General features: G+C 61.9%; 27 protein-coding genes. 3 read left to right on the top strand and 24 right to left on the bottom strand.

Annotated features, from left to right (window positions below; genetic code table 11):
* Positions 1-23 precede the first annotated feature (23 nt).
* The 24 genes from D9M09_RS24480 to D9M09_RS24370 all read right to left on the bottom strand — a co-directional run bounded on the left by D9M09_RS24480 (position 24) and on the right by D9M09_RS24370 (position 18903).
* Entirely contained in the window at positions 24-1295 is a 1272-nt protein-coding gene (locus D9M09_RS24480; protein WP_121670595.1) for a phage late control D family protein, read from the bottom strand.
* Positions 1292-1900, bottom strand: coding sequence for a phage tail protein (locus D9M09_RS24475; protein WP_121670594.1), 609 nt, complete (start codon positions 1898-1900; stop codon positions 1292-1294). The genes D9M09_RS24480 and D9M09_RS24475 overlap by 4 nt, the downstream gene beginning before the upstream one ends.
* A 16-nt stretch (positions 1901-1916) precedes the next feature.
* Positions 1917-4766 carry a phage tail tape measure protein gene (locus tag D9M09_RS24470; protein WP_121670593.1) on the bottom strand — a complete coding sequence of 950 codons (2850 nt, stop codon included), beginning with the start codon at positions 4764-4766 and terminating at the stop codon, positions 1917-1919.
* 30 nt (positions 4767-4796) lie between these two features.
* The gene (locus D9M09_RS24465) at positions 4797-4910 is read right to left on the bottom strand and encodes a GpE family phage tail protein (protein WP_071650284.1); all 114 of its coding nucleotides are present in this window, start codon (positions 4908-4910) and stop codon (positions 4797-4799) included.
* Between the two features lie 8 nt (positions 4911-4918).
* Positions 4919-5227, bottom strand: coding sequence for a phage tail assembly protein (locus tag D9M09_RS24460; RefSeq protein WP_121670592.1), 309 nt, complete (start codon positions 5225-5227; stop codon positions 4919-4921).
* Positions 5228-5261: 34 nt separating this feature from the next.
* Complete coding sequence (locus tag D9M09_RS24455) at positions 5262-5771, bottom strand: phage major tail tube protein (protein ID WP_121670591.1); 510 nt, start codon at positions 5769-5771, stop codon at positions 5262-5264.
* 53 nt (positions 5772-5824) lie between these two features.
* Positions 5825-7000, bottom strand: coding sequence for a phage tail sheath protein (locus D9M09_RS24450; protein ID WP_121670590.1), 1176 nt, complete (start codon positions 6998-7000; stop codon positions 5825-5827).
* Between the two features lie 33 nt (positions 7001-7033).
* The gene (locus D9M09_RS24445; protein WP_121670589.1) at positions 7034-7516 is read right to left on the bottom strand and encodes a hypothetical protein; all 483 of its coding nucleotides are present in this window, start codon (positions 7514-7516) and stop codon (positions 7034-7036) included.
* Between the two features lie 2 nt (positions 7517-7518).
* On the bottom strand, positions 7519-9078 hold the full coding sequence (locus D9M09_RS29405) for a phage tail protein (protein ID WP_205602301.1): 1560 nt from the start codon (positions 9076-9078) through the stop codon (positions 7519-7521).
* A complete protein-coding gene (locus tag D9M09_RS24435) occupies positions 9075-9695 on the bottom strand; it encodes a phage tail protein I (RefSeq protein ID WP_205602300.1) in 621 nt (206 codons plus the stop codon). The genes D9M09_RS29405 and D9M09_RS24435 overlap by 4 nt, the downstream gene beginning before the upstream one ends.
* Positions 9688-10599 (bottom strand): baseplate assembly protein, encoded by a 912-nt coding sequence (locus D9M09_RS24430; protein WP_121670588.1) that lies wholly within the window; start codon positions 10597-10599, stop codon positions 9688-9690. Before D9M09_RS24430 ends, D9M09_RS24435 begins: the two co-directional genes overlap by 8 nt.
* Positions 10596-10940 carry a GPW/gp25 family protein gene (locus D9M09_RS24425; RefSeq protein WP_121670587.1) on the bottom strand — a complete coding sequence of 115 codons (345 nt, stop codon included), beginning with the start codon at positions 10938-10940 and terminating at the stop codon, positions 10596-10598. Before D9M09_RS24425 ends, D9M09_RS24430 begins: the two co-directional genes overlap by 4 nt.
* Entirely contained in the window at positions 10937-11608 is a 672-nt protein-coding gene (locus D9M09_RS24420; RefSeq protein ID WP_240453462.1) for a phage baseplate assembly protein V, read from the bottom strand. Before D9M09_RS24420 ends, D9M09_RS24425 begins: the two co-directional genes overlap by 4 nt.
* 310 nt (positions 11609-11918) lie before the next feature.
* Positions 11919-12821 carry a hypothetical protein gene (locus D9M09_RS29245; RefSeq protein WP_162995785.1) on the bottom strand — a complete coding sequence of 301 codons (903 nt, stop codon included), beginning with the start codon at positions 12819-12821 and terminating at the stop codon, positions 11919-11921.
* Between the two features lie 243 nt (positions 12822-13064).
* Complete coding sequence (locus D9M09_RS24415) at positions 13065-13532, bottom strand: phage virion morphogenesis protein (protein WP_121670586.1); 468 nt, start codon at positions 13530-13532, stop codon at positions 13065-13067.
* A complete protein-coding gene (locus D9M09_RS24410) occupies positions 13529-14017 on the bottom strand; it encodes a phage tail protein (RefSeq protein WP_121670585.1) in 489 nt (162 codons plus the stop codon). Before D9M09_RS24410 ends, D9M09_RS24415 begins: the two co-directional genes overlap by 4 nt.
* Entirely contained in the window at positions 14001-14513 is a 513-nt protein-coding gene (locus D9M09_RS24405; protein ID WP_121670584.1) for a lysis system i-spanin subunit Rz, read from the bottom strand. The genes D9M09_RS24410 and D9M09_RS24405 overlap by 17 nt, the downstream gene beginning before the upstream one ends.
* Complete coding sequence (locus D9M09_RS24400; protein WP_121670583.1) at positions 14510-15070, bottom strand: glycoside hydrolase family 108 protein; 561 nt, start codon at positions 15068-15070, stop codon at positions 14510-14512. The genes D9M09_RS24405 and D9M09_RS24400 overlap by 4 nt, the downstream gene beginning before the upstream one ends.
* The gene (locus tag D9M09_RS24395; RefSeq protein ID WP_035820867.1) at positions 15070-15441 is read right to left on the bottom strand and encodes a hypothetical protein; all 372 of its coding nucleotides are present in this window, start codon (positions 15439-15441) and stop codon (positions 15070-15072) included. Before D9M09_RS24395 ends, D9M09_RS24400 begins: the two co-directional genes overlap by 1 nt.
* Before the next feature lie 64 nt (positions 15442-15505).
* Positions 15506-15721, bottom strand: a complete 216-nt coding sequence (locus D9M09_RS24390; RefSeq protein ID WP_121670582.1) for a tail protein X — start codon at positions 15719-15721, stop codon at positions 15506-15508.
* Positions 15721-16224, bottom strand: coding sequence for a head completion/stabilization protein (locus D9M09_RS24385; RefSeq protein WP_121670581.1), 504 nt, complete (start codon positions 16222-16224; stop codon positions 15721-15723). The genes D9M09_RS24390 and D9M09_RS24385 overlap by 1 nt, the downstream gene beginning before the upstream one ends.
* Positions 16225-16331: 107 nt before the next feature.
* On the bottom strand, positions 16332-17048 hold the full coding sequence (gene gpM / locus D9M09_RS24380) for a phage terminase small subunit (protein ID WP_121670580.1): 717 nt from the start codon (positions 17046-17048) through the stop codon (positions 16332-16334).
* Positions 17048-18067: a phage major capsid protein, P2 family gene (locus D9M09_RS24375; protein ID WP_121670579.1), complete on the bottom strand. Its 1020-nt coding sequence runs from the start codon at positions 18065-18067 to the stop codon at positions 17048-17050. Before D9M09_RS24375 ends, gpM begins: the two co-directional genes overlap by 1 nt.
* A 47-nt stretch (positions 18068-18114) precedes the next feature.
* Positions 18115-18903 (bottom strand): GPO family capsid scaffolding protein, encoded by a 789-nt coding sequence (locus D9M09_RS24370; RefSeq protein ID WP_121670578.1) that lies wholly within the window; start codon positions 18901-18903, stop codon positions 18115-18117.
* A gap of 136 nt (positions 18904-19039) precedes the next feature.
* On the opposite strand from D9M09_RS24370, the gene D9M09_RS24365 reads away from it, so the two are divergent.
* The 3 genes from D9M09_RS24365 to D9M09_RS24355 are packed head-to-tail and all read left to right on the top strand — an operon-like array spanning position 19040 to position 22124.
* Positions 19040-20851 carry a terminase ATPase subunit family protein gene (locus D9M09_RS24365; RefSeq protein ID WP_121671225.1) on the top strand — a complete coding sequence of 604 codons (1812 nt, stop codon included), beginning with the start codon at positions 19040-19042 and terminating at the stop codon, positions 20849-20851.
* Positions 20848-21912, top strand: a complete 1065-nt coding sequence (locus tag D9M09_RS24360; protein ID WP_121670577.1) for a phage portal protein — start codon at positions 20848-20850, stop codon at positions 21910-21912. Before D9M09_RS24365 ends, D9M09_RS24360 begins: the two co-directional genes overlap by 4 nt.
* Positions 21909-22124 carry a hypothetical protein gene (locus D9M09_RS24355; protein WP_121670576.1) on the top strand — a complete coding sequence of 72 codons (216 nt, stop codon included), beginning with the start codon at positions 21909-21911 and terminating at the stop codon, positions 22122-22124. The genes D9M09_RS24360 and D9M09_RS24355 overlap by 4 nt, the downstream gene beginning before the upstream one ends.
* The last annotated feature ends 390 nt before the right edge of the window (positions 22125-22514 follow it).

Below are 22514 nucleotides of genomic sequence, written 5' to 3'. Positions count from 1 at the left end.
GAGCTTGGGGAAATGCGATACCTTCACGCTGTTTCTCCTTCGGCCAGAGTTTGCGTAGGCTTCCAAGGTTCCTCGCTGTTTTCGCGGATGATGTCCCGCACTTCTTCGATACGCTTCCACGCACGCATGACCGCCCGCTTGGCGGCCTGCCTGCTCTTGTAAAGATGCTCCAACGTCTTGAGCGTGCCCTTGGCGCCGGCCTGTTCCTGCCCCGCCTTTTTCTTCTTCGCCGCCACGTCCTTCCACCTGGCCACCACGCCCGTGACGCCTTCGTCCGGGTCTTTCTCGTCCTCGCGCTCGGCCTCGACCGCTTCCGTCTTCGTTTCAAACTCCACCCGCGTGGTAAAGCCGTTGCCGCCCAGGCTGTGTGTGACCTTGATCGATAGCCATTCGGTGGCGTCGATCTCGGGCTTGAAGCCTTGCACCGTCACGGGCGATTGCGGGAACACGGCCGGGTTGCCCAGGGCAAGGCTCATTTCAAAGGTGGCTAGGCCGCGCAGGATGCGCTGCCATTCGGCCACGGCCGCCGCGCGTGCGTCTGTTTCATTGGCGAAGGTGGTGCGCAGGCGCTTGCTGTTGCCGGGTACGCCCGCCACGACGCTGCGGCGGCGCGCGTAGCGCTCGTCGTGCCAGAAGGCGCGCACGCCCGTGTAGGCGTCGCTTTCGGCGCTGTGGTAGCGGTGGCCGTCGCCCAGGGCGCGCGTGATGGGAATCACAGGCAGCGCCTTGCCGCTGGCGGTGCGGCTCTGGTTGATGGGGATGAAGAGCAAGGTGTCGTTCTTGACGGTGGCCACGGCGTCGTACTTCCGGCCCAGCCGGCGCAAGAAGGCCGCATCGCTCTCGTGCGTCTGGTCGATGTGCTCGATGGCGGTATCGCGCAGGCGTGCCGACACGCCCGACGCCAGCTCGTTGCGAAAGGCAATCGCCTCGATGATGGCGCCCAGGGTGGTCTTGTGAAAGCTGTGTTCCTGCTGCTGCTTGAAGGTGTCGATCAGGTTGGCCGACCTGGCGCGCAGGGTGATGGTGTCGGGCGCGCCGCTGTGCTCCACCTCGTCGACGGTGAACTTGCCCATGTCCACCAGGCCGGACGCTTGCCAGCCCAGCGCCAGGGCGATCTGCGCGCCGCGCGGCGGCAGCGCCAGTTTGCCGTCGCTGTCGTCCAGGGAAATGTCGAGCTGGTCGCTCTCGTCGCCACGGCACAGGGTCAAGGTCAGATTAATCAGCCGCGGCGAGACGATGGCCGTCAAATCCTTGTCCTCGATGCTGACCTTGAAGGCGGGGATATGCTCGCTCATTTGAACTTGTCCGCCGCGCTGCCGATGGCGCCGCTGATGCCGCCGCCGATCTTGTCTTTCATCTCGCTGACCACGCCGCCGTATTTCGACGTGATGCCACCGACCACATTGCCGACCACGCTGCCCACGGCATTCCTGGCCGCGCCCGCGATGCTGCTGGTCATGCCGTCGATACTGAGCATGTTTTTCAGGTCGCCGATGTCGCCCAGGCCCACCATGGCCAGCACGCCGTCGTCATCGCGCTTGAGCGCAATCGAGAACTCGACGCGGCGCGCGCCGCCGCTGCCGTCCAGGATGCTGCGCCCCTCTGTCATGCTGGTGATGCGGTAGGAGCCGAGTATGCGGCCCGTTCCCTGGATCAGTATCCACGATTTACCTGTGTCGGCCATCATACGCAGCGCATCGAGCGAGTACAGGGAGCCGGTCAGTTCTGGCGCCACCCAGCCCGACAGGGTGATGGTGTCGTCACCTGGCCCCACGTACTGGTGCGCATCGCGCAGGCCCACGCGGGCCGTGCTGGCGTGCTTCCATTCCGTTTGCCGCTGCAGCTCGTGATAGGCCAGCGTCGGCAGGCTGAACACGAACATTCCTAAAATCATCATCATGGTGTGTTTTTCTTTCTTAATCGTGGTCGCGCAGAGACGAGCGGATGCGTGCCGCCTTTTCGCGGTCGCGCTGCTCCATGGCTGCATATACGGCTCGCGCGATGGCCTGCGGATCGGAACCGGCTTGCGCCTGGATCGTGATTTCGATCTTGTCGCCTTGAATCGTCATGCCGGCACCGAACCCGCCCTGCGACAGCGGCGCGCGCATGTCGAAGGCGCTGGCCGGCAGGGCGGTGGCCGTGCCGATGGCAATGCCGGCGCCCAATTGCGTCAGGCGCTGCGCCAGGCCGGATACCTTGGCAATCGGCGCGCCCTCGCTGCGGTCCAGGCCCACGACCAGGCCCTGCATGGTGTAGTCGCCCAGCTGGGCAAACACGCGGCTTGGGCTGTGGATGCCCAACTTTTCCTTGAACCAGGCAATGGTGCTGGAACCGGCATTGCTGATGGCGTCCTTGACGGCGCCCATGGAGCCGGTGATGCCGTTGACCAGGCCGCGCAGGATGTTGGCGCCGAACTCGGTGAACTGCGCCGGCAGCTTGATGCCGAACCAGCTCAACACGCCCGCGAATGCCTGATAAAACACGCCGACCGGCGACCAGTTGATAATCAGGGCCGTGATGCTGCCCATGCCGCCCGCGCAAACGGTGCGCAGGCGCGACCAGATGTCGGCGAAGAAAGCGGCGATAGGTTGCCAGGAGGCGCTGATGCGCTGCAGGAGGCTGGCGCCGAAGTCGGTGAACTTGGCCGGCAGCGCGATGCCGAACCAGCCCAGCACGCCTGCAAAGGCACGATAGAACAGGCCCAGTGGCGACCAGTTGGCGATCAGGTTATTCACGCCGACGACGCCGCCGGCAAAGGCCGTCTTGACGTCAGACCACAGGCCGCGAAAGAAACCCTTGATTGGCTCCCAATATTTGTAGATCAGGTAGGCGGCGCCGGCGATGGCTGCAATGGCCAAGATGACCCAGCCTACCGGCGTTGTCAGCAGTGCTGTACCGAACCCCAGCGCGGCCCGGCCGGCCCACATGAAGGCGCCGCCCAGGCCGCGCATGATGGGCGTGAGCACGCCGCCCGTCACGCCCATCTTGGCGAACATGACGTGCAGCATGGCATACGGGCCGATCAGGGCGGCGATGCCCAGCATCAGCGGCCCCAGCACCAGCAGCAGGCCGGCCAGCACGGCAAAGCCGGCGATCATGACCTTGGCCACGGTCGGGTTGCGCTCCATGAAGGCGTTCAGGCGCGTGATGGCACTGATCGCCATTTCCAGCCCCTGCGCGTACAGCGGCAGGATTTTCTCGCCCATGGTCAGTTTCAGGTTGGCCAGCCTGGCCGTCGCTTCCAGTTCGGCGCCGCCGGCCTGCTGCTTGCCCAAGTCATAAATCTGCTCGATGTCATACGCGCCTGCGTTCAGCTTGGCGTTCTTGTGCATCTGGATGCGTTGCTTGAACATATCCAGAAACTGATTGCCGGCCGTGCGCGTCGAAAACAGGCTGCCGATGGTGTCCTCAATTTTCTTGGGATCCGTGATGCCTTTCTTTTCCAGTTGTGGCAACAGCACTTGCTCCAGCCACTCAAATTGGCTGCGCCGGAAAATGTCACTGCCAAGCAGGGCGCCAGGGCCAAGCGTAGAGATTTGACCGACTTTATCGTGCTTCACTTTACTGTGGTCACCGATCAGTCCCAGGTTTTCCAGATTGGTCACGGCGCGCTTGGTGGTGCGCCCCTGATACAGGTTCGAATAGCCGGACATCAGGGCCGTGCCGGCACGGTGGCCGCCGACTTCCTGCACCAGCGGTTCCATCTGGTAATAGAACTGCTTGTCGTCCATGATCTTGGCGGCAATGCCGCCCGTCTTGATGAAGTTCAGCCACTCCGTCGGCCCCACGCGCCCGCCCGTGGCCGTGATGACCTTTTGCATCATGTTGGCCTGATCGTGGAACTTCTCCGAACTGGCCGTGCCGCCGCGCTGCTCGATGACTTTCAACAGGTCCATGAAGATACGTTCGTTTTCTTCGCCCGACTCGGCGCCGAAGAACGCCTTGTTGGCAAACTTCATCTTGGCCAGGGTAGGCGCGACCATTTCCGCGTGGTGAAGATCGCCAAAGATCGACATCGCGTCGCGCACCAGTTCCAGGTTTTCGTTCTGGCTGGTGCCGTAGGTCTTCATGTTCTTGGCAAAGGCGATTGCCTGCTGGCTGGTTTTAGGCCCCAAGCCCAAGGCATTGACGCGGGCCTTTTCCAGCTGGTAATGCTTCGCCTCGTGCAGCCCCTTGGCTATGGGCATGGCCATGACCGCGCCGGCTGCTGTCGCGCCAGCGCCCGCCATGGCAATGCTGCCCGCTTTGCTGCGCAGTTTGTCGGCGTGCTGGGTGGCATTGGTGACGCGCTGCTGCTTGGTGGCCGCGTTGGCCAGCTTCTGCTGCTGCAGCGTCATGGTTTTGTTGGTGGCCTCGATCTCGCGGCGCAAGGTGCGCTCGTGGTTGGCCAGGTCTTTGGTGCCGATGCCGGCGCCCGCGAGCCGCTCGCGCATGACCTGCAGTTGCTGGGCCTGTTGCTGGCCTGCCGTCTTCAAGGCGCCGGCCGCTTTGGTGGCGGCGTTAAACTCGCGCGTCATGGCCCGCGTGGGCGCCTCCGCCTGTTTCATCTTGGTGGCCAGACTGGCCACCTTCTGCTGCGCCGCTTCCAGCTTGGCGCGGGTGGCGTCCAGGCCGCCATGCAGCTCGCGGAATTTACTGATGTTCTTTTGCTGTGCGTTCAAGTCGCGCAAGCGGTCACTGGTGGCCTTCAGCGCCTTGGCCGTATCGCTGGAGCCGCCCATGATCTTTTTCAGCGGGCCGGTGATCTTGTCCAGTGCCGCAAACACTACCTGTAATCTCAAATCCCGACCAGCCATTTATTCCGCTCCGCTTCGCTGCCGGGCGCGTTCGCGCCAGGCCATCAGTTCATCAATCGTAAAGCCGTCCATCGCTGCCGGCGTCCAGTGGAAGACGCCGGCAATGTCGGCCATGGCGTCTTCTACTTCGCCGGGGATACCGAAAGGCGATCTACTTTGCTCGCCAAAAAACCGGCAACCTCGACGCCCACGGCCAGCAGGTCGGCCGGGTCCATGTTGGCGATGTCGTGCGCCGTCAAGGTGGGCTCAGTGATGCGCGGCAGCACAATCTGCAGGGCCGATACGTTCAGGTTGGCCAGCTCGATCAGGGAAATGCCGCGCAGCGCGCCCGCCTTGGGCTTGCGCACGGTCAGCGAGGTGATGAGGCTGTCGCCGCGCTTGATTGGTTCGTCCAGCTCGATGACGGCTTGGTTTTGGGTATCGTTGTTCATGGTGTGGTCCTTGTGTTGGTAAGTAAAAGGGGGATTACAGGCCGATGGCCTTGCGGATGGCCGCATTGGTGTCGCCGCCGCCAAAGTTCTCCGTACCACTCATGAAGTCCAGTTCGATGACGGTGGTGCCGTCGATCAGCAGCTTGTAATAGCTGCAGGCCATCGTGTATTTATGGGTGGTGTCGTCGCCCATCTTGGCGCCGCCCATATCGATTTCCTTGTAACGGCCGCGCACGACGACTTCGACGGCGGCGACTGTGCCGTCATCGTCTTCCTGGTAGGCGCCGGCAAAGCGCAATTGCACGGCGCCGTGCGTGTGCGCGCCGTACTGTTTCAGGGCTTCGGCGATCAGGCCGCCGCCGCTCCATTCCAGCGAGAGCGCCTCGTTGCCGAAGTCCACGGACACGGGGCCGCTCATGCCGCCGGCGCGGTACTCTTCTATCTTGCGGCTGAGCTTGGGCAAGGTGACTTCGGGCACCATGCCCATGAAGGAGACGCCGTTCTGGAACAGGTTGAAGTTTTTCAGTTTGCGGGGCAGGCCCATAATTTCTCCAGTATTTCAATGCGCCCGCGCAGGTGCGGGCAGGGTGGTGGCGCTTAGGCGGCGATACGCGAGGCGAAGTCGGCCAGGTAGCGGTCGGTAATGCGCTGCTGGAATTTCAGGTTTTCCAGCGGCGGCACGGGCGTGTAGTCGTAATCGATGGCCAGCTTGCCGTCTTTCAGCGCCGTCTTGTCGTTGTATTGCTCGTCATACCAGGCGTGGCCGTCGATGATGTAGCCCTGCAATTTCAGGTCGCGGAACTTGGCGTTGATGCTTTCCAGCAGGTCGCGCACCAGGGACGGATGCAAGGGCAGGTCCACATAGGCGAAATGCGCTTCGGCGATGGTGTCGGCCAGCACTTGGGCCGTGCGCGTGTAGCTTTCGAAATAGAAGAAGCCGCCCGGCGCCTCGCAGGTACGCGAACCCCAGAAGCGGTAGCCGCCCATGTTAATCAGGGTGGTCACTTCCTTGGCGTTGAGCACACCGGCATCGGTGGCCGGGTCTTGCAGGTCGAAAAACACGTCCTTGCTGATGCCGGTGGGGCCGTTGACGACGACATTCGACAAAGTCTTGTGCCAGCCCGTTTCCTCGTCGATCTTGGCGCGCAGGCCCATGGCGTAGGCGACGGCGGAAATGCTGGCCTCTTCGTCGGTGGCGGTATTCCAGTTCACAAAATCCGGCCAGATCATCATCACTTCGCGTTGCCCGAACTGGCCGCGATAGGTGGTGGCCGCCGTGACGGTGGCACAGCCATAGGCGGCGGCATACAAGAAGGCGCGCAGGCGCTGCGCCACGCTGGCCATGGCATTCGTCACGGCCTGGGTGTCCAGTCCCGGCGCGCCCAGGATGCGCGGTTTCACGCCCAGCTTGCTTTGCGCGGCCAGCAGCGCCTGGGCGCCCAGGTACTTGCCATCGGGCGACACGCCGCCCACGGCGTTGCTGGTGGTTTCCGCTTCCGTTTCGCCCTGCGCCACGCGCACCACGATGGTCAGGGGTTTGGTTTGCGCGGCGATGGCCTGCAGGCTGCGGTACAAGGTGCCCGTCTTGCCGGCCTTGCCCATGGCGGCCAGCACGTTGGTGACGAGCACGGGGGTGTCGAGCGGGAAGGCCACGGGGTCGGCATCGTCAGCCGTGGCGATCAGGCCCAGCACGGCGGTGGATACGGTGCGGATCGGGCGCGAACCCTCGTTGATTTCAATGACGCGCACGCCATGGTGGTAGTCGGTAGCCATGTTGCTCTCCTGGTTGTTGGTAAATGTCGGGTGTTACTGGCTGCTGCCTGCATCATCGAAGGCGCGCCGGGCCTCTTGCGGCAAGGCGTCGGCGATGCGCTGGAATTCGGCGCTGACGGCCGCTTGCAGGGCGTCCATATCCTGGGCGGCGGCGACCGTCGCGCAGATGGTGATGTCGAGCAGGCAGGCGCGCGCCGCCGTGATGGCGCGCACCGTGTCTGCGTCGCCGCTGGCCATGGCGGCAAAGCCGATGCCGGCCAGGCGGTTGAGGATGCCGTCACGGCGCGCGCGAACGGTATTGAGGTAGACGGCGCACACCTGGCCATAGGGAATGGCAGGGGCCGGCGTGATGCGCAGCGTCCCTTTGACAAACCTGAACGATCCGCCGGATGCGCGGGCGGTATGGGCGGCCAAGTGGTCAGCATCGGATACCTCAAACACATCGGATGGGACGTCCTGGTAATCGATGTTGACGGGGTAAAAAAAACCTGTACTCGGTGAATATCTGACGGCCATGATTAGTTTCCAATCGCAAAATAGGATGGGGTGATGCCGCCCGACAGCGTTGTCCCGTTGTAGGTGAACAGGCGGCAGCCCGTTTTGGTTTGCATGCCGGCATTGATATTGCTGGGCGCACTGGCACCGGTGCCGCCTTGCCCGTCATAGCCCCCGAAGACACGAAAACACTTGTTCGGAAACGGAATGGGAAAGATCACATCGACATAGCCAGCGGCCTGGGTTGTAGCACCAGTGCCCCATTGCAAAATGAAGTCGCCGGAAATTTGCTTGAAGCCGTTCGAAAACAACATCGCCGCAAAGTCGGCATTGCGCCACAGCTCGGCGGTCGAGTCGATGACTTGCCAGACTTTTGGCCCGGTCGCCATGAGGGTCAGAAATTGCCCTGGCTTGATCGTGATGCTCGGCACACTGCCGACATCAAATCCAATGTTTACGCCTGGCGCGGCAAGAATGGTGCCGGTATTGAACAGGCCGAAGAACTTGACGCACTTGCCGGAATTGTTGGGAATGCCAAGCGCTACGGGGTCGGGAATGGTGATGGTCTTGCCGGCGGAAGGGAAGTACAGGGCGCAACCCATATCCTCGACGGTGAGTGTGCGGCTTTCAATGACGTCGGCATAGCGCACCATGTTTCCTTGCGCGCGCTGTACAAAATCGGCATTGACCAGCTTGCTCGACGCGTCAAACTTCGGCAGTGTCGCGATCTCCTTCATGCTGTATTGCGGATGCGGATCGGCCGCCGCTGCGTGCTTGGCCAGCTGCTGGTCGCCATAGGCGCGTGCGCTGGTGTCTTGCTGATCGACATAGGTAACCTTGGCCAGTAGCGGGTGCGGATCGGCGGCCGCCTGGTGCTTGGTCAGTTGCTGGTCGCCATAGGCACGTGCGCTGGTGTCCTGCTGATCGACATAAGCGACCTTGGCCAGGAGCGGGTGCGGATCGGCAGCAGCCTGGTGCTTGGTCAGCTGCTGATCGCCATAGGCGCGTGCGCTGGTGTCCTGCTGATCGACATAGGCGACCTTGGCCAGCAGCGGATGCGGGTCGGCGGCGGCCAGGTGCTTGGCCAGTTGCGCGTCACTGTAGGCGCGCACGATGATGTCCTGCTCATCGACATACTTGCGCGTGGCCAGGATGACAGACGGGTCGATTTTCAGTTCGATGGCGGCTGTGCTGGCCACGATGAGGACAATGCGCACCACTTGCGTGCGGCCGCTGCCCTCGGCCATCAATGGCTTGTAGCTGGGCGGGCAGTTGGCCACCGCGCACAGGTCGCCGGCTTCGTCGTAGATACCGATTTCACGAATCCACCAGCCGCCCACGTCCTCGGGCAAGACTTGCTCGACGATGATCTGGCTGGCGTTGGCCGGGTCGATGCTCAACTGGTTCAGGCCGGCGCGGCGCACTTCGTGGACCAGCGCCTTTTGCGTGCGTACGGGCATCGGCAGCATGCCGTTGCCGTCGCCCACGGCCAGGCTTTTCAGTTTCAGGGTTTGGCCCAGGGCGATGGCGTTGGCCAGCTTGGCCTCGCCCACTTCGGTCAGGATGGCAAAGTATGTGGTCATGGATAGATGGTCAGGGTGTCGATGGTATGGGATGCGCCGGCCTGCAACAGCGTGCCGCGCACTTCGATGGTTTCCGCGATCCAGGGATACACGGTCATGGCGTCGCCGTGGTAGGCGCAAGCGCCCGCGTAGACGTTGCCGCGACTTTCCAGGTAAATCGCCAGGCCCGTCATATGGCGGCTGACGGGTTTGGCGTCGGCAATCAGGCGTTCCATTTCCTGAAACATGGCATCCGTGATGCCCGAGTCCAGCACGCCGACATCGAGGCGGAAGGTGCCCGGTACGCCCGGTGGCGTGGTTTGCCACCATTCGGTGATGCGGATCAAATAGCCCAGGGACTCCACCACGCGGCGCACGGCGGCAATCGTGCCCTTGTGCTTGTGGATGAAATAGGCCGCCTTGATGGTGCCGCGCTTGGTCGATTCGGGCCAGGCGTCGTCCCAGCGGTCAACGGAGCAGGCCCAGGCCAGGAACGGCAGCAAGTTGACCGGGCAGCGGTCGGCGTTCCACAGGTCGCGCAGCGGCACGGGCACGTTGACCAGCTCGGCGCAGGCCACAGCAATGGCGCGCTCCAGCGCCGTGGTGTTGGGCGGCAGGGTGGGCACGACCTTATTCATCGCGCACCACGACATTGAGCTTGATGGCCGTGCAGCGCGCGGCCTGGGTGGCGTTCAGTTCGATGTCCGCCGCCGGGCTGGTCAAGACGACCTTGCGCACGCCTTCGACGTGGACGGCGGCGCTGCAGGCGGATCGATAAATGCTGTGGCCCAGCGGGCGGCGCGGCTGCGACACGCGCACGGCGTTGGCGTGCGCGGCGTCCAGCAGAATCGGCACTTCCGGGCCGACTCCGATAAACAAGGTGGCCTCGATCTGGTAGTCGATGACCTGGGCGGCCTGCACCGTCAGGCGGTCGCCCAGGGGGCGCACGTCCTCGGCGTTGAGTGCGCGCGCCACGGTGGCCAGCAGCGCGGAGTCGGCGATGCCTGTGTCGTTGTTGGCCAGCACAGTGACGATGACGTGAGCTGGCGAAGGGCTGGTGGCGCTCGCGTCCTTGACGCGGCCGTCGCTGCTGCGGGCGTGAAATTCATACGACGCTTTCGGGCCGGCCACGGACAGGCCATCCGGCGCTTCCTGGATGCGCAGGCGGTAGGCGTCGTTATCTTCCATGACGGCGGCCACGGGCGGCAGGGCGTTGGGATTGGCCGGCGTGATGGTCAGGCGCCCCACGTTGACGTTGGCGCCCAGCTGGTCCAGGTCGCCGTCGATGGCAAACGCCAGCATGACGGCCTTGCCGGCCTCGTTGACGCGGTTTCGCAAGATGGTTTCTTGGTAGCTGTTCTCTTCCAGCAGCTTGGTGGCCGGCTCCGATTCCAGCTCCAACAGGGCCGTGACGGCGGCGCGCGCGGCTTCCGGCAGCAGGCTGACAAGGTGAGCTTTGCGTGTAGCGAGGATGGCTTCGAAGTCCAGCACCTCGACCACGCTGGGCGCAGGCAACTGGGTCAGGTCGATGGGCGTGCTCATACGCTGCCGCCTTGCTTGACGGGCACGGACAGGGTGATGCCCTGGCCATTCGCCGTGCCATCGAGCAGCAGCGCGATGGCGCCGTCCGTGTCGCGCGTGAGCTGCACGCTGGCGAGCTGCAGGCGCGGCTCCCAGCGGCGCAGGGCAAAGGCGGTGGCGGCGTAGATGCGCAACTGCGTGGCGCTGTTCAGGGGCTGGTCGATCAGTTCGGGCACTTCGGAACCATAGCGCCGGCGCCGGATACGTGAGCCGATGGGTGTGGTGAGGATGTCGGCCACGGACTGGCGCAGATGATTCAGACCCGTCAGGCTGCGCCCGGTGGCGGCGTGCATGCCCATCATGGCAACGGCCCGCCCGACTGGTCGCCGCCGGACCTGACGCCGCCGTGCGGATGCTTGGCCAGGCTGATGGCGCCGGCCAGCACGTCGTCGGTCGCCTTGATGGAACCTTGCACGGCCATGGCCACGCCGCCAGCGGCGCCGGCCTTGGCATTCACGCCGCCGTTCAGGGTGGTGACGCCTTCCACGGTAGTGGATTGCTTGACGATCAGGTTTTTCATGACGGTCAGGTCGCCCGTGCAGATGGTGCTGGGCGCGTTCGACGTCACCTTGTCGGCCGTGATGGTGGCGGTGCCGCCTGGCAGCGTGGCCGTCAGCGCGTGGGCCGCATGGTCGTATTGCACCACGGCGCCGTCGGGGTAATGCGTGGTGTGGATGCTGTCGCGGGTGTCGGGCGCATCAAATGCCTGCGAGTACAGCGCGGGCAGGATGATGCCGCGCGTCAGGTCGCCGCCCGGGGAAAAGACGATCACCTGTTCGCCGATAGTCGGCGTTGACCAGGTGCGCGTGCTGCCGGCGCGCGGCGTGACCCATTTCAGCCATACCGTGGTGAGGGTCGGTCCGAGCCGGACGCGCGCCTTGGCCCCTTTGACCTCGGCAATGGTGCCCAGGCGGATCAGGTTTTGCAGCAAGCGGAGGAGGTCGGACAGGTCGGCGTTCATGCAGTGCATGTTGCCGAAGTCCGCGTGCGGATGCACGCGGGGGCGGGTTGATATGCTGCTTAGTGACTATGGCAATGCATGCTTATTAAGCTCACATTTATATGCTTGATGGTGGGAAAGTCCCCCGCCTTTTTTTCATCGAAAAGGATGGTGCAGTTTATATGTGTCGACCTTAAGTTCAAGTTTTATAGAGATCAAATTTTTCTATAGATACTTTCGCGTACAGTTTAATTGGGAAAATTGAAGTTCACTTGATGGCTGGTTTTATGGCTTTTTTTGTTAGAGGTATTGTTAAGGTGGCGTTGATGTGGCAACGTCGTTAGAAAAATGAGACAAAAATTCCAGATATGATGTTAACTGCAAAAGCCAAAATTATCCCCACTATCCAAATTTCTCTTTTTTTTACTAGCTTCTCATACTGCCCAATTTGGTGGCCAAATTCGAAAAAATAAATTGGGAATAGTTTTTTTAATTTGTATTGAAGAAATAATGCTACGGCTACAATAAAGGTGGAAATTGATAGAAATCTAATTTTTAACGATATGTCTTTCAATACCTCTGTTACATTTGAGAAGTTTCTCAACTCTCCCTTTAATATTGCATTTAATTTTTCAGATACCGAATCGGAGCGGATCGCTTTCTCTACATCTTTTACATACTGCAGAGAATCATGAATAATCAATGTATTGTCAATGTCTATTCCTATAGATTTTGCATAGAAGTAATAAAAAATACAAATCATAGTTATCATTGATAGCGAAAAGAATATGGTAATAGGAGTTGCTCGCAAAAATTTTGAAGTAGTTACCTTCTGAATTAACCAGTGATACTCCTGGTCGCAGACGTTTATTTCCATTTTTATTCTTTGCAAATTAAATTCCAAATCAGTTTGCGTTCCATAAGCATTAATTTTCACTTCACCTTTTTTGTCAAATACTATCTGAATTGCTGTTTTTCTATTGATTGTTTCATGTCTGATAGAAAACGAGTTTATTTTTTCGTCAATGCCTTCGATTTTTTTGAGCAATGTCGGAATATCTATTGCTGAAATGCTTCTCCCTTTGTCCGTTGATGCGCGAATTTCTGATTCTATATGAGGCAGCGCATTTGATTCCAATACAATTTTTTTTGCCAAGGTATCAATTTTTTTTAAAATATCTTCATTTAAATAAAGTCCTCTTGTATTTATTGGTATGGAGAATTTAATCACGGCATCACTCATTATTGATCCAGTATTTACACAATTTTTGTGAATTATTATAAATTTGCACTCAAATTTTTATTGTGAATGTAATTTTAATTTTAAAGCTTTTAATCGGTAGTTATCTATTTATTGTGTTGGCAGAAAGATGGATTCGCTGCATCGCGCATTGCACTACTATTTTTAGCCTACTTCACTGCGAAGAATAATAGAACTCTAACTCATTTGATAACTAATGTCAGTTGAAGTTTGCACTGAAGCATCTCAATTTTTATCCATGTGACGCAGCAACGATTCGCGTATCAACGTCCGATCCGGCTCACTCAAGCCGAGCAGCGGCCGCTCCGGGTACTTGTACAGTGGGCCTTTTTTCGACAAGCGGTCTTGCCGGCCAAACTGATGCACACGCGCCACGCGTGCCACCCAGCCAAAGAACCCAACCTCGATCTGGTCGCCGGTCGCCTTCACTTTCAGGTGTTTGGCGGTGCGAATCTTGGCGAACATGGCTGCCTTTTGCCGCTTGATCCGTCCATTCTTCCCCTTGAATTCCTTGCGCCGCTTGCGTGCCGAATACGCGGTGCCGTCCGGTCCTTGCTGTGCCTTGATGCGCTGCGCCTGGCTGCGGCGCAGGTCGATGGCCACTTTGTGATTGATTGCCCGGCGCTGGGCCGGTTGCAGCTTGGCCAGCAGCGCCCGGGCCCAGGCTTCCAGCGTGTGCAGGTCGTCGCTCACGGCGTGGCCTCGGGCGTGTGCCATTCGGCCAGCAGCTTCTCGCCGGCGTACAGTTTCCAGAACTCGTCGGCGTAGGCGGGCATGTGCTGTATCTCGGCCAGGTGCTTGATATCCAGGCGGCCCGCCTCGCCAGTCTTGACGGCCACGCGCTCGGTCAGGTCCAGCTTGATGGAAATGTCGACCGTTTCATGGTTATTAAAATCCACCTCGAAGGCGATGCCATGCTTGCGCGTTTCCTCGTTGGCCATCAGGTCGAGCTGGTGGACTTTCAGCCAGGCGATCAGGGCCACCATGATGGCGTCGGCGTCGCCGGCGTAGTCGGTGACGATCAGGTTGAGCTTGAAACGGTATTCGAAGGATAGGGAGGCGGTGGCATTGGCCACCACATTGCCCTCGTCGGCGAAGACCAGCAGGCGGTCGGGGTCGCGCTGCAGGTCGGGGATGGCGGCGGCCAGGTGCTGGCGCAGGCTATTCGGTTTGTACATGGTAGGTGTCTCGTACTAGGTTGTAGGAATCGATGCAGGCGTTCAGTTGCCGGGTGGCGTCGTCGCCATCGCCGGCAATGGCGTCAAGAGCTGCCGCAGTCGCCGGGTCAAGTTCGGCGCGCGTTTGGTGCTGATCGCTTGCGGCAGAGGTGGAATCTGCAGTTGCGGCGCACTGGCCGCTGGCAATGGGGATTGACAGGCGCACAGCGCCACTGCGCACGTCATCGTTAAAACGGTCACGCTCAGTTTTTGCATGGGATTGCTCCTGGGTGAGGTGGTCGGCGCGCTGCGCCAGGGCGGCGCCGGCGGCGCGCTCCAGGGTGAGCACGCGGGCGGTGGCCTGGGCCATTGCGGTGGCGGCGGTGGTTTTACTGGCGGCCGCCGCCCGCTGCAGCTCGGCGATGCTGGCGTCCTTGCGCCAGCCCTGCGCCGTCCAGCCCGTCAGGGCGCCGCACAGCAGGTAGGCGGCCAGCGGGCGCCAGGTGGTTGTGGTCACATGGCCACCCGTTCCTTGATCCAGCCGAACAGGAAACGGCGCTGGGTCTTGTTGGCCTCGGTGATTTCCAGGTAGCGCGCCGCCTGCAAGCCGTTCAAGGCGCGCAGCAGCACGGCCGCACCATCCTGGCCGCGCCATTTCAGGAAGGATGCAAGAGCGCCCATCGACTGCGCGCCTAGGCGGCCATCGACAAACAGGGCGGGATAGCGCGCGCCCGTGTCGTTGAAACCGTTCAGCCAGCGCTGCAGGAACTCGGCCGCGCGGTGCGGCCCCATGTTCACGCCCGTGTCGATCAGCTCGGCGCCGATGCCGGCATGCAGGGCCAGCACCTGGTCGAACTTCGGTTCCGTGATATAGCGCGCCGTGTAGATGACGCGCGCCACTGCCATGGGCAGGTCGCGCATCGGCCCCGTGTAGCCGTTGGCGCGCGCCACGGCCACCGTGATGCCGTAATTGGTTTCGCCGCCCGCATCGAGAGGGTCGTTCACATAGCCGCCTTCGGCGCGCAGGATGGCGTCGATGACGCGTGCTATCAGGGGATTTTCTGTGGTGGCCATCAGTGTTCCTTCGCGTCTTTGACCAGCTCGGCGATGTCCTTGTCGCTGCGGCGCTGGAACCACAGGGCCACGGCGCGCGATACCCACCAGCCAGGCGCGCCGACGATCAAGTCGATGGCGGACGCGTTGACCATGGCGCCGATGGCCGGGAGCTGGGCGCACAGCAGCTGGTACACGGTGCCGCCCAGCAGGCACGAGAACACGCCCGCACAGGCCAGGCGGGCGACAAATTCGCCCTTGTTGAAGGTGCCGTCGCTGTTCAGCGGTGGCAGCACGATGTACAGCATGGCGGCGCCGACCATGCCAAGGGCCGCCTTGAAGCCGTACAGTTTGACCAGGGTGGCGAAACCACCAAACGATTCTGCGGACATTGCTTGATTCTCCGGTGAGAGGGGTGATAGATTTTTCATGATGGATAAAGGGTAAATGCCAGGGTTAATCCCATAGCTGCACAAGATCGGCTGCGGCCACCTGGCCCGTGCTGGGCGCCGGCTCGGGCAGCGTGATGACCAGGCCGGCAGGCAGCACGGCGCCGTGGCGCGCCAGCGCGGGATTCATTTCCAGGGTTTGCTCGACGTATCCCGCACCGTCGCCCAGGTAGCGCCACACCAGGGCGTCCACCGTGTCGTGCTGCCGCGTGCGCACTTGCATCAGATCAATTCCACGGTCAGATGCGTGCGGCCGACCATATCGGCGATGGCCCATTGCGCATTGCGCCGCTGTGCGCCGGGCGCCTCGTCCAGCCATTCCATGCTTTTCTTGTCGCTGACGGACGTGGCCGTGCTGTCGTAGTCGCGGTAACGCTCGATCAGGTCCGCCTTCGCCGTGCTGTAGACGGCGCGCCGGTACTGCGCCAGCAAGCGGGACTCGCGGTTGATGCGCGTGGCGGGCACGTCTACCAGCGCGGCGATGCCGGCTTGCGCTTGCGTGCCTTGCCATTGCGCCAGTTCGCGGTTGACCTGCAGGATGGCATCGACCACGGCTTGCACCAGGCGCGCGTCGGTGACGGTGCCGTCCAGGCGCATGGCGTCGCGCATTTCGGCCAGGTTGACGTCGGGAAACCAGCCATCGTTCTCGATGATGCCAGGGGCAGCCGCTGGCGGCGCCGGCGCGGTGCCGGGCGGGATTGACGGGGGCAGGGCCATGAAGGACATACGGGGCGCTTTCAAAAATAGGGCGGTGGACGGGGTTCATCAGGTCAGCATCGTTGACTATGCGTTGGCCAGAATCCCCCCGTGCCGCCGTGCTGCGGGGGATGCTCTTACGCGGAACCGGCCGTGCGTTTGAGGCGCCGCTCCAGCCGTTCCATATCTTTCTTGACGCCGCACGACTCCGACAGGGCGCGTGCGCGTTTCAGCTGGGCCATGGCCGTTTCCGCTTGTGCCACCAGCGCCGGGGCGATGTCCGTTTCGTCGGCCTGGTCCAGCACGGCGATCATGGCCAGGCCGATGGCCTTGTGCAGCTTGGCGCGCGCCTGGTCGGGCGCGTCGCTGGCGGCCGTCAGCTGCTCGACGGTGCCCAGCACCTGGGCCGCGTGCTGCGGATCGCTGGCCAGCTTGCCGTGCAAGTAGCCTTCGGCGAACTCGTCCAGCATCAGGGTGGCGATGTCGCGGCTGTAGGTGTCGGGCAAGGTGAACTTGTGTTCCAGCGCATAGGCGGCCATGACCAGGGCGCGCTCGTACTCGCCCGTGTCGATGTGCCACACCAGCAGGGTGGCAAACACGTCATCCTGGGCGCCCTTGCCGCCGGCCAGCACGCCGTCGATCCACTGCGCATAGTCGGGCAGCATGGTGGCCTTGACCTCGATCTTGCGTTCCACGGACTGAATGGACTTCAGGCGCCGGCGGTCATCGGACAGCTTGTAGAGCATCATTTCGTAGGCCGTGCCGGTGGTGACGCCCAGCGGCGCGGAGGCGCCGGCCGTGCGCTCGGCCAGCATGCGCGCGCGGTGGCGCAGGGCGGGAGATTGGTTGCTCATCACTTGTCTTTCAGCTCGATGTTTTCCACCAGCGCGGCCAGGCCCAGGTCTTCGATCACATAGGCGTCGTTCGACGACTCGTAATTCTCGATGCGGTCGCGCTTGGGCTCGTCCACCACGCGGCGGCGCCGCGCGCCGTCCTGGAAGTAAATCGACAGATTGTCGAAGCGGGTAATCAGGATGGCGTTGTCCGGGAAGTAGGGCACGCGCGCCGCCGGCAAGCCGCCAATGCGTTTCTGGCTGATGATGATGTCGGCCGCCAGGGTTTCCGTGGGCGCCTGCTTGGTGTTCACCAGCGGGAAGTATTTATCGTTCAGCAGCTTGCGCCCGACGATGGCCACCAGATTGGTGTCTTCCTGATACCACGGGTCCAGCAGGTTGACGGCATCGGCGACGGCCGCGTCCAGGTTGGCATAGTCGGCGCCGTCCACGTCGCCGATGATGACCTTGCCCGGCATGCCGCTGGCCACCAGGCCCAGCACGCGATCGGGCGCCTGTTCGCGCAGGTGCTGCAGCCAGCCCTTGTTCACGTCCTGCAGCAGAGGATTGGCGGCCAGGTCGGTGGTGGCCATGACTTTCACGCCGTTGAAACCGATGACGATGCGGTCGAGTGCCTGGCGCGTCAAGATTGCATTGGCCACGCGCGATTGAAAGTCCTGGAACTTGGCCCAGGCGTCCAGCTTGGCATAGCTCAAATGCGTGTCAAAGTTGGTTTGCTCGCAGCGGTACTTGGTGCTATCCATGGTGGACAGGTCGCGCGTCTCGCGTTCCTTGTCCTTGGTGTTGGTGCGGCTGGCAATCGGGCCGGATACGCCCAGGCCCAGTTTTTCGCCTTCCTGCTCGCCCACGCCGATGATGTTCACTTTCGACAGGAACTCGCTCGATTCCTGCATCTTGTTTTCCAGCTTTTGCTGCACGCTGGGCGTGACGCTGAAGGTCTTGGCCACGTTGTCCGTGTCGTTCAGGTGGCCCAGGCGGGTTTCATATTGGCCAAAGACCTGGCGCGTTTGCTTTTTCATAAATCAGTGCTCCGTTGTTGAATGGGGGGAAGAAAGGGCGAAGGCGCTTAAAACTCGGTCTGCACGGCGCCGTCGTTGCCGGTGGCGGCCGGGCGGCGCGGGCCGTTGCCGGGCGCTTCGTCCATCTGCGCCTTGAAAGCGGCCAGCTCGTCCTGCGTGGCCTGCAACGCTGTTTCGGTTTTCTCCAGGCGCGCCAGGGTGCCCGTGTAGTTATCGTTGGCGGTGACGACGTGGCCGGCCAGCGCTTGCACGGCCTCGCTGATGTCGGCGAACTGCGCGGCGTCGGCGCCGGATTTATTGGAGAAGCGCGACAGCAGGTTTTTCATGGCGTCGGCCAGCTTGGTGCCCTGCGGCTCTTCAAATTCCAGCGTCACCTCGACGGCGGAAGTAAACAGGTTGGCGCTTTGCTGTTTGCGGCTGGCGGAGAATTTCAGTGCCTCGGTGCCCAGGCTGGCTGGGCTGTCGGTGACGCCCAGGCCGACCAGGTAGGGCTGCGCCGAGTCGGCAAAGTCGGGCTGAATTTCCAGGCTGGTGTAGAGCTTTTGTTTCGCCTTGTTGATGGCCACCAGTTCCGGCGTGGGTTCGATCTGCGCGAACAGGGCCAGTTTCTTGCCGTTGTCGGTGTCCACTTCCTCGGCTTTCACGGCGATCACGTCGCCGTAGGCCTTGAACTGGCTGTCGGGCAGGATGCCCCGGATGTGTTCCAGCCAGATGCGCGCTGCGTAGGTCTTCGGGTTGTAGGTGGCGGCGATTTGCTCGATGGTGGCGCGGTCGATGTTGCGACCGTCGGTGGTGGCGCCTTCGGTGGCGACGCGGAAGAATTGGGATTTAGGCATGGTGGCGTGTCTCGGTTGATCGGATAACGCCATGGTCAACGTCTTGGCGCTGCGATTCAATGCGGTGCGGGTTGCTATGGGCCATAGCGACTTTTGCCTTTCCCCGCTCCGCGCGCGCGCGGCCTACGCTGGCGGCATGCTGACAATCGAGAAAACAAGCGAACAAACCATCGATGGAATCATCGGTGAACTGGCCGTGCCCGAATCCGAGCCGCGCCGTGCCGCGCGCGCCCTGTACTGGAAGGGCTGGCGCATTTCGTCCATTGCCCGCCACCTGGGGATCAAGCGCAGCACCATCAATAGCTGGAAAGAGCGCGACGAGTGGGACAAGGCGCAGGCCATCGAGCACGTCGAAGCGTCGGCCGAGCTGCGCCTGGTGAAACTGATCGAAAAAGAGGTCAAGAGCGGCAGCGATTACAAGGAAATCGATCTGCTAGCCCGCACCATCGTGCAGATGGCACGCGTGCGCCGCTACGAGCAGCCGGGAGGCAACGAGGTCGATCTCAACCCCAAGCTGGCGAACCGCAATGCCGGGCCGAAGAAAAAGCCTACGCGCAACGATTTCAGCGAAGAACAGAAAATCCAGCTGCTCGACGCCTTCCAGGACTCGCTGTTCGACTATCAAAAGGTCTGGTATCGCAACGGCGACCAGCGCACGCGCGCCATTCTCAAGAGCCGCCAGATCGGCGCCACCTGGTACTTCGCCCGCGAGGCGCTGGCCGACGCGATGGCGACGGGCCGCAATCAAATCTTCCTGTCCGCTTCCAAGAGCCAGGCCCACGTCTTCAAGCAATACATTGTGCAATTCGCGCGCGAGGCGGCCGGCATCGAGCTGACGGGCGACCCCATCGTGCTGCCGAACGGTGCACACCTGTATTTCCTCGGTACCAATGCGCGCACGGCGCAGGGCTACCACGGCAATTTCTACTTCGATGAATTCTTCTGGACGCAGAATTTCCAGGAGCTGAACAAGGTGGCCTCGGGCATGGCCATTCACAAGAAATGGCGCAAAACCTATTTCTCCACGCCATCCTCCACCACGCACCAGGCTTACCCGTTCTGGACGGGCGAGCTGTTCAACAAGCGCCGCGCCAAGGCCGACCAGGTGAACATCGACGTCAGCCACAGCCGCCTCTCGTCGGGTTTTACGGGCGAGGACAAAATCTGGCGCCAGATCGTCACCATCCTGGACGCCGAGCGTGGCGGCTGCAACCTGTTCGACATCGACGAGCTGCGCAACTTCGAATACAGCCCGGACCAGTTCGATAACCTGCTGATGTGCAATTTTATTGACGACTCGGCCTCGGTCTTCCCGCTGGCCGAGCTGCAGCGCTGCATGGTCGATTCCTGGGTGGAGTGGGACGACTACAAGCCCTTGCTGGGCCTGCGGCCGTTCGGCAACCGGCCCGTGTGGATCGGCTACGACCCGGCCTTGAACGGCGACAGCGCCGGCTGCGTGGTGCTGGCGCCGCCCATGACGGCCGGCGGCAAGTTCCGCATCCTGGAGCGCCACCAGTGGCGCGGGCAGAGCTTCGAGGACCACGCCGATGCCATCCGCCAGATGACGCAGCGCTACAACGTCGAATACATCGGCATCGATACCACGGGCATGGGTATCGGCGTGCTGCCGATCGTGCGCGGCTTCTTCCCGGCAGTGACGGCCCTGAATTACTCGCCCGAAGTCAAAACCCGCATGGTGCTAAAAGCCAAAAACATCATCAGCAAGGGGCGGCTGGAGTTCGATGCCGGCTGGACGGACATCGCGCAGTCCTTCATGGCCATCCACAAGACCCTCACCCCCAGCGGGCGGCACGTGACGTATATCGCCGGCCGCAGCGATGAAACCGGCCACGCCGACCTGGCGTGGGCCTGCATGCACGCGCTCGACCACGAGCCATTCGAAGGCACCACTGACAACCACCAATCTTTCATGGAGATTTATTCTTGAGAAAAGCACGACACCTGCGCGCGCGCGGCCAGCAGGCCCAGCCCGCCCCAGATTCCCCCGCCACGGCGCCGGCCACCGCCGGCATCGAGGCGTTTTCCTTCGGCGACCCGACGCCCGTGCTCGAGCACGCCGACATTCTCGATTGCTTCGAATGCTGGAAGAACGGCCACTGGTATGAACCGCCCGTCAACCTGGCCGGCTTGGCCAAGTCCTTCAACGCGGGCGTGCACCACAGCAGCGCCATCCACTTCAAGGCCAACGTGCTGACGTCCACCTTGATGCCGACGAAATACCTGTCGCGCGATGGATTCAAGCGCATGGCCCTGGACTATCTGACCTTCGGCAATGCCTACCTGGAAGACCGGCCCAGCCGTAGCGGCAAGGCGCTGGCGTACCAGCACGCGCTGGCCAAGTACATGCGGCGCGGCGTCGATCTGGATACCTATTATTTCGTCAACGGCTACCAGGCCGTGCACCAGTTCGACAAGGGCCGCGTGTTTCACCTGATGGAACCGGACGTGAACCAGGAGCTGTACGGCGTGCCGCAGTACCTGAGCGCCCTGCAGTCGGCCTGGCTCAACGAGGCGGCGACCCTGTTTCGCCGCAAGTACTACAAGAACGGCTCGCATGCCGGCTTCGTGTTCTACATGACGGATGCCGCGGCGAATACGCAGGACGTGGACAACCTGCGCCAGGCCATGCGCGACAGCAAGGGGCCGGGCAACTTCCGCAACCTGTTCATGTACGCACCGAACGGCAAGAAGGACGGCATCCAGATTCTGCCCGTGTCGGACGTAGCCGCCAAGGACGAGTTTTTCAACATCAAGAGCGTCACGCGCGACGACCAGCTTGCCGCGCACCGCGTACCGCCGCAGCTGATGGGCATTCTGCCAAACAATGCCGGCGGCTTCGGTGCCGTGGAACCGGCCGCGCGCGTCTTCGCCCGCAATGAGCTGGTGCCGCTGCAGGCGCAGTTCGAAGCGATCAACGAGTGGGCCGGCGTGGAAGTGGTGAAGTTCGCGCCGTATGACCTGGGCCTGGGCAAGGAGACAGCGCAATGAGCGATCACATCGACAACACCGACAAGATTATCTTTGCGGAGGTGGCGCGCGGCCTGGCCGCCGTGCGCGGCCGGCCCGCCCTGGCGGCGCATGGCTGCTGCCACTACTGCGACGAGGCGCTGGCGCCCGCGCTGCTGTTCTGTGGCGTGGATTGCCGCGACGACTACGACAAGGTGCAGGCGGCGAAGAGCCGCGCCGGCCGCCCAGGATGAGGGCCACGCCGCGATAGCCGGCAGGGCAGGGCCGCGACAGTCCAGCCGCGCAAGAGCGCCCCAGCCACCGCACAAGCCGCCCACGAGGCGGCTTTTTCACGTCCCAGCGAATGATGTTGTACCAGAAGCAAGAAAAAGGCCCGTTTCGGCCCGGCGCGCGCAGTTGTCCCCCCTCCACACCTGCCCGCTATATAGGGGTCTTTTGACTCAAATTTGCGCCATGGCCGAAGGAGCATGAGGACTGGCGCGGCGGGGCTAAGAGGGGGCATGCGATTTGACGCATTTTGACGCACTTTGAGCGTTTCTTGACGTTGTTGGTGTGATGGGTGTGGGAAGGGACGTTTTAGTGTGCTAGCGGGGCTGTATTGCGGTCATATTGTCCGAGCACGA

The organism is Janthinobacterium agaricidamnosum (assembly GCF_003667705.1).
GTDB lineage: Bacteria > Pseudomonadota > Gammaproteobacteria > Burkholderiales > Burkholderiaceae_D > Janthinobacterium.
The sequence above is the reverse complement of the archived record's forward strand: the minus strand, read 5'-3'. Positions and strand labels throughout refer to the sequence as shown.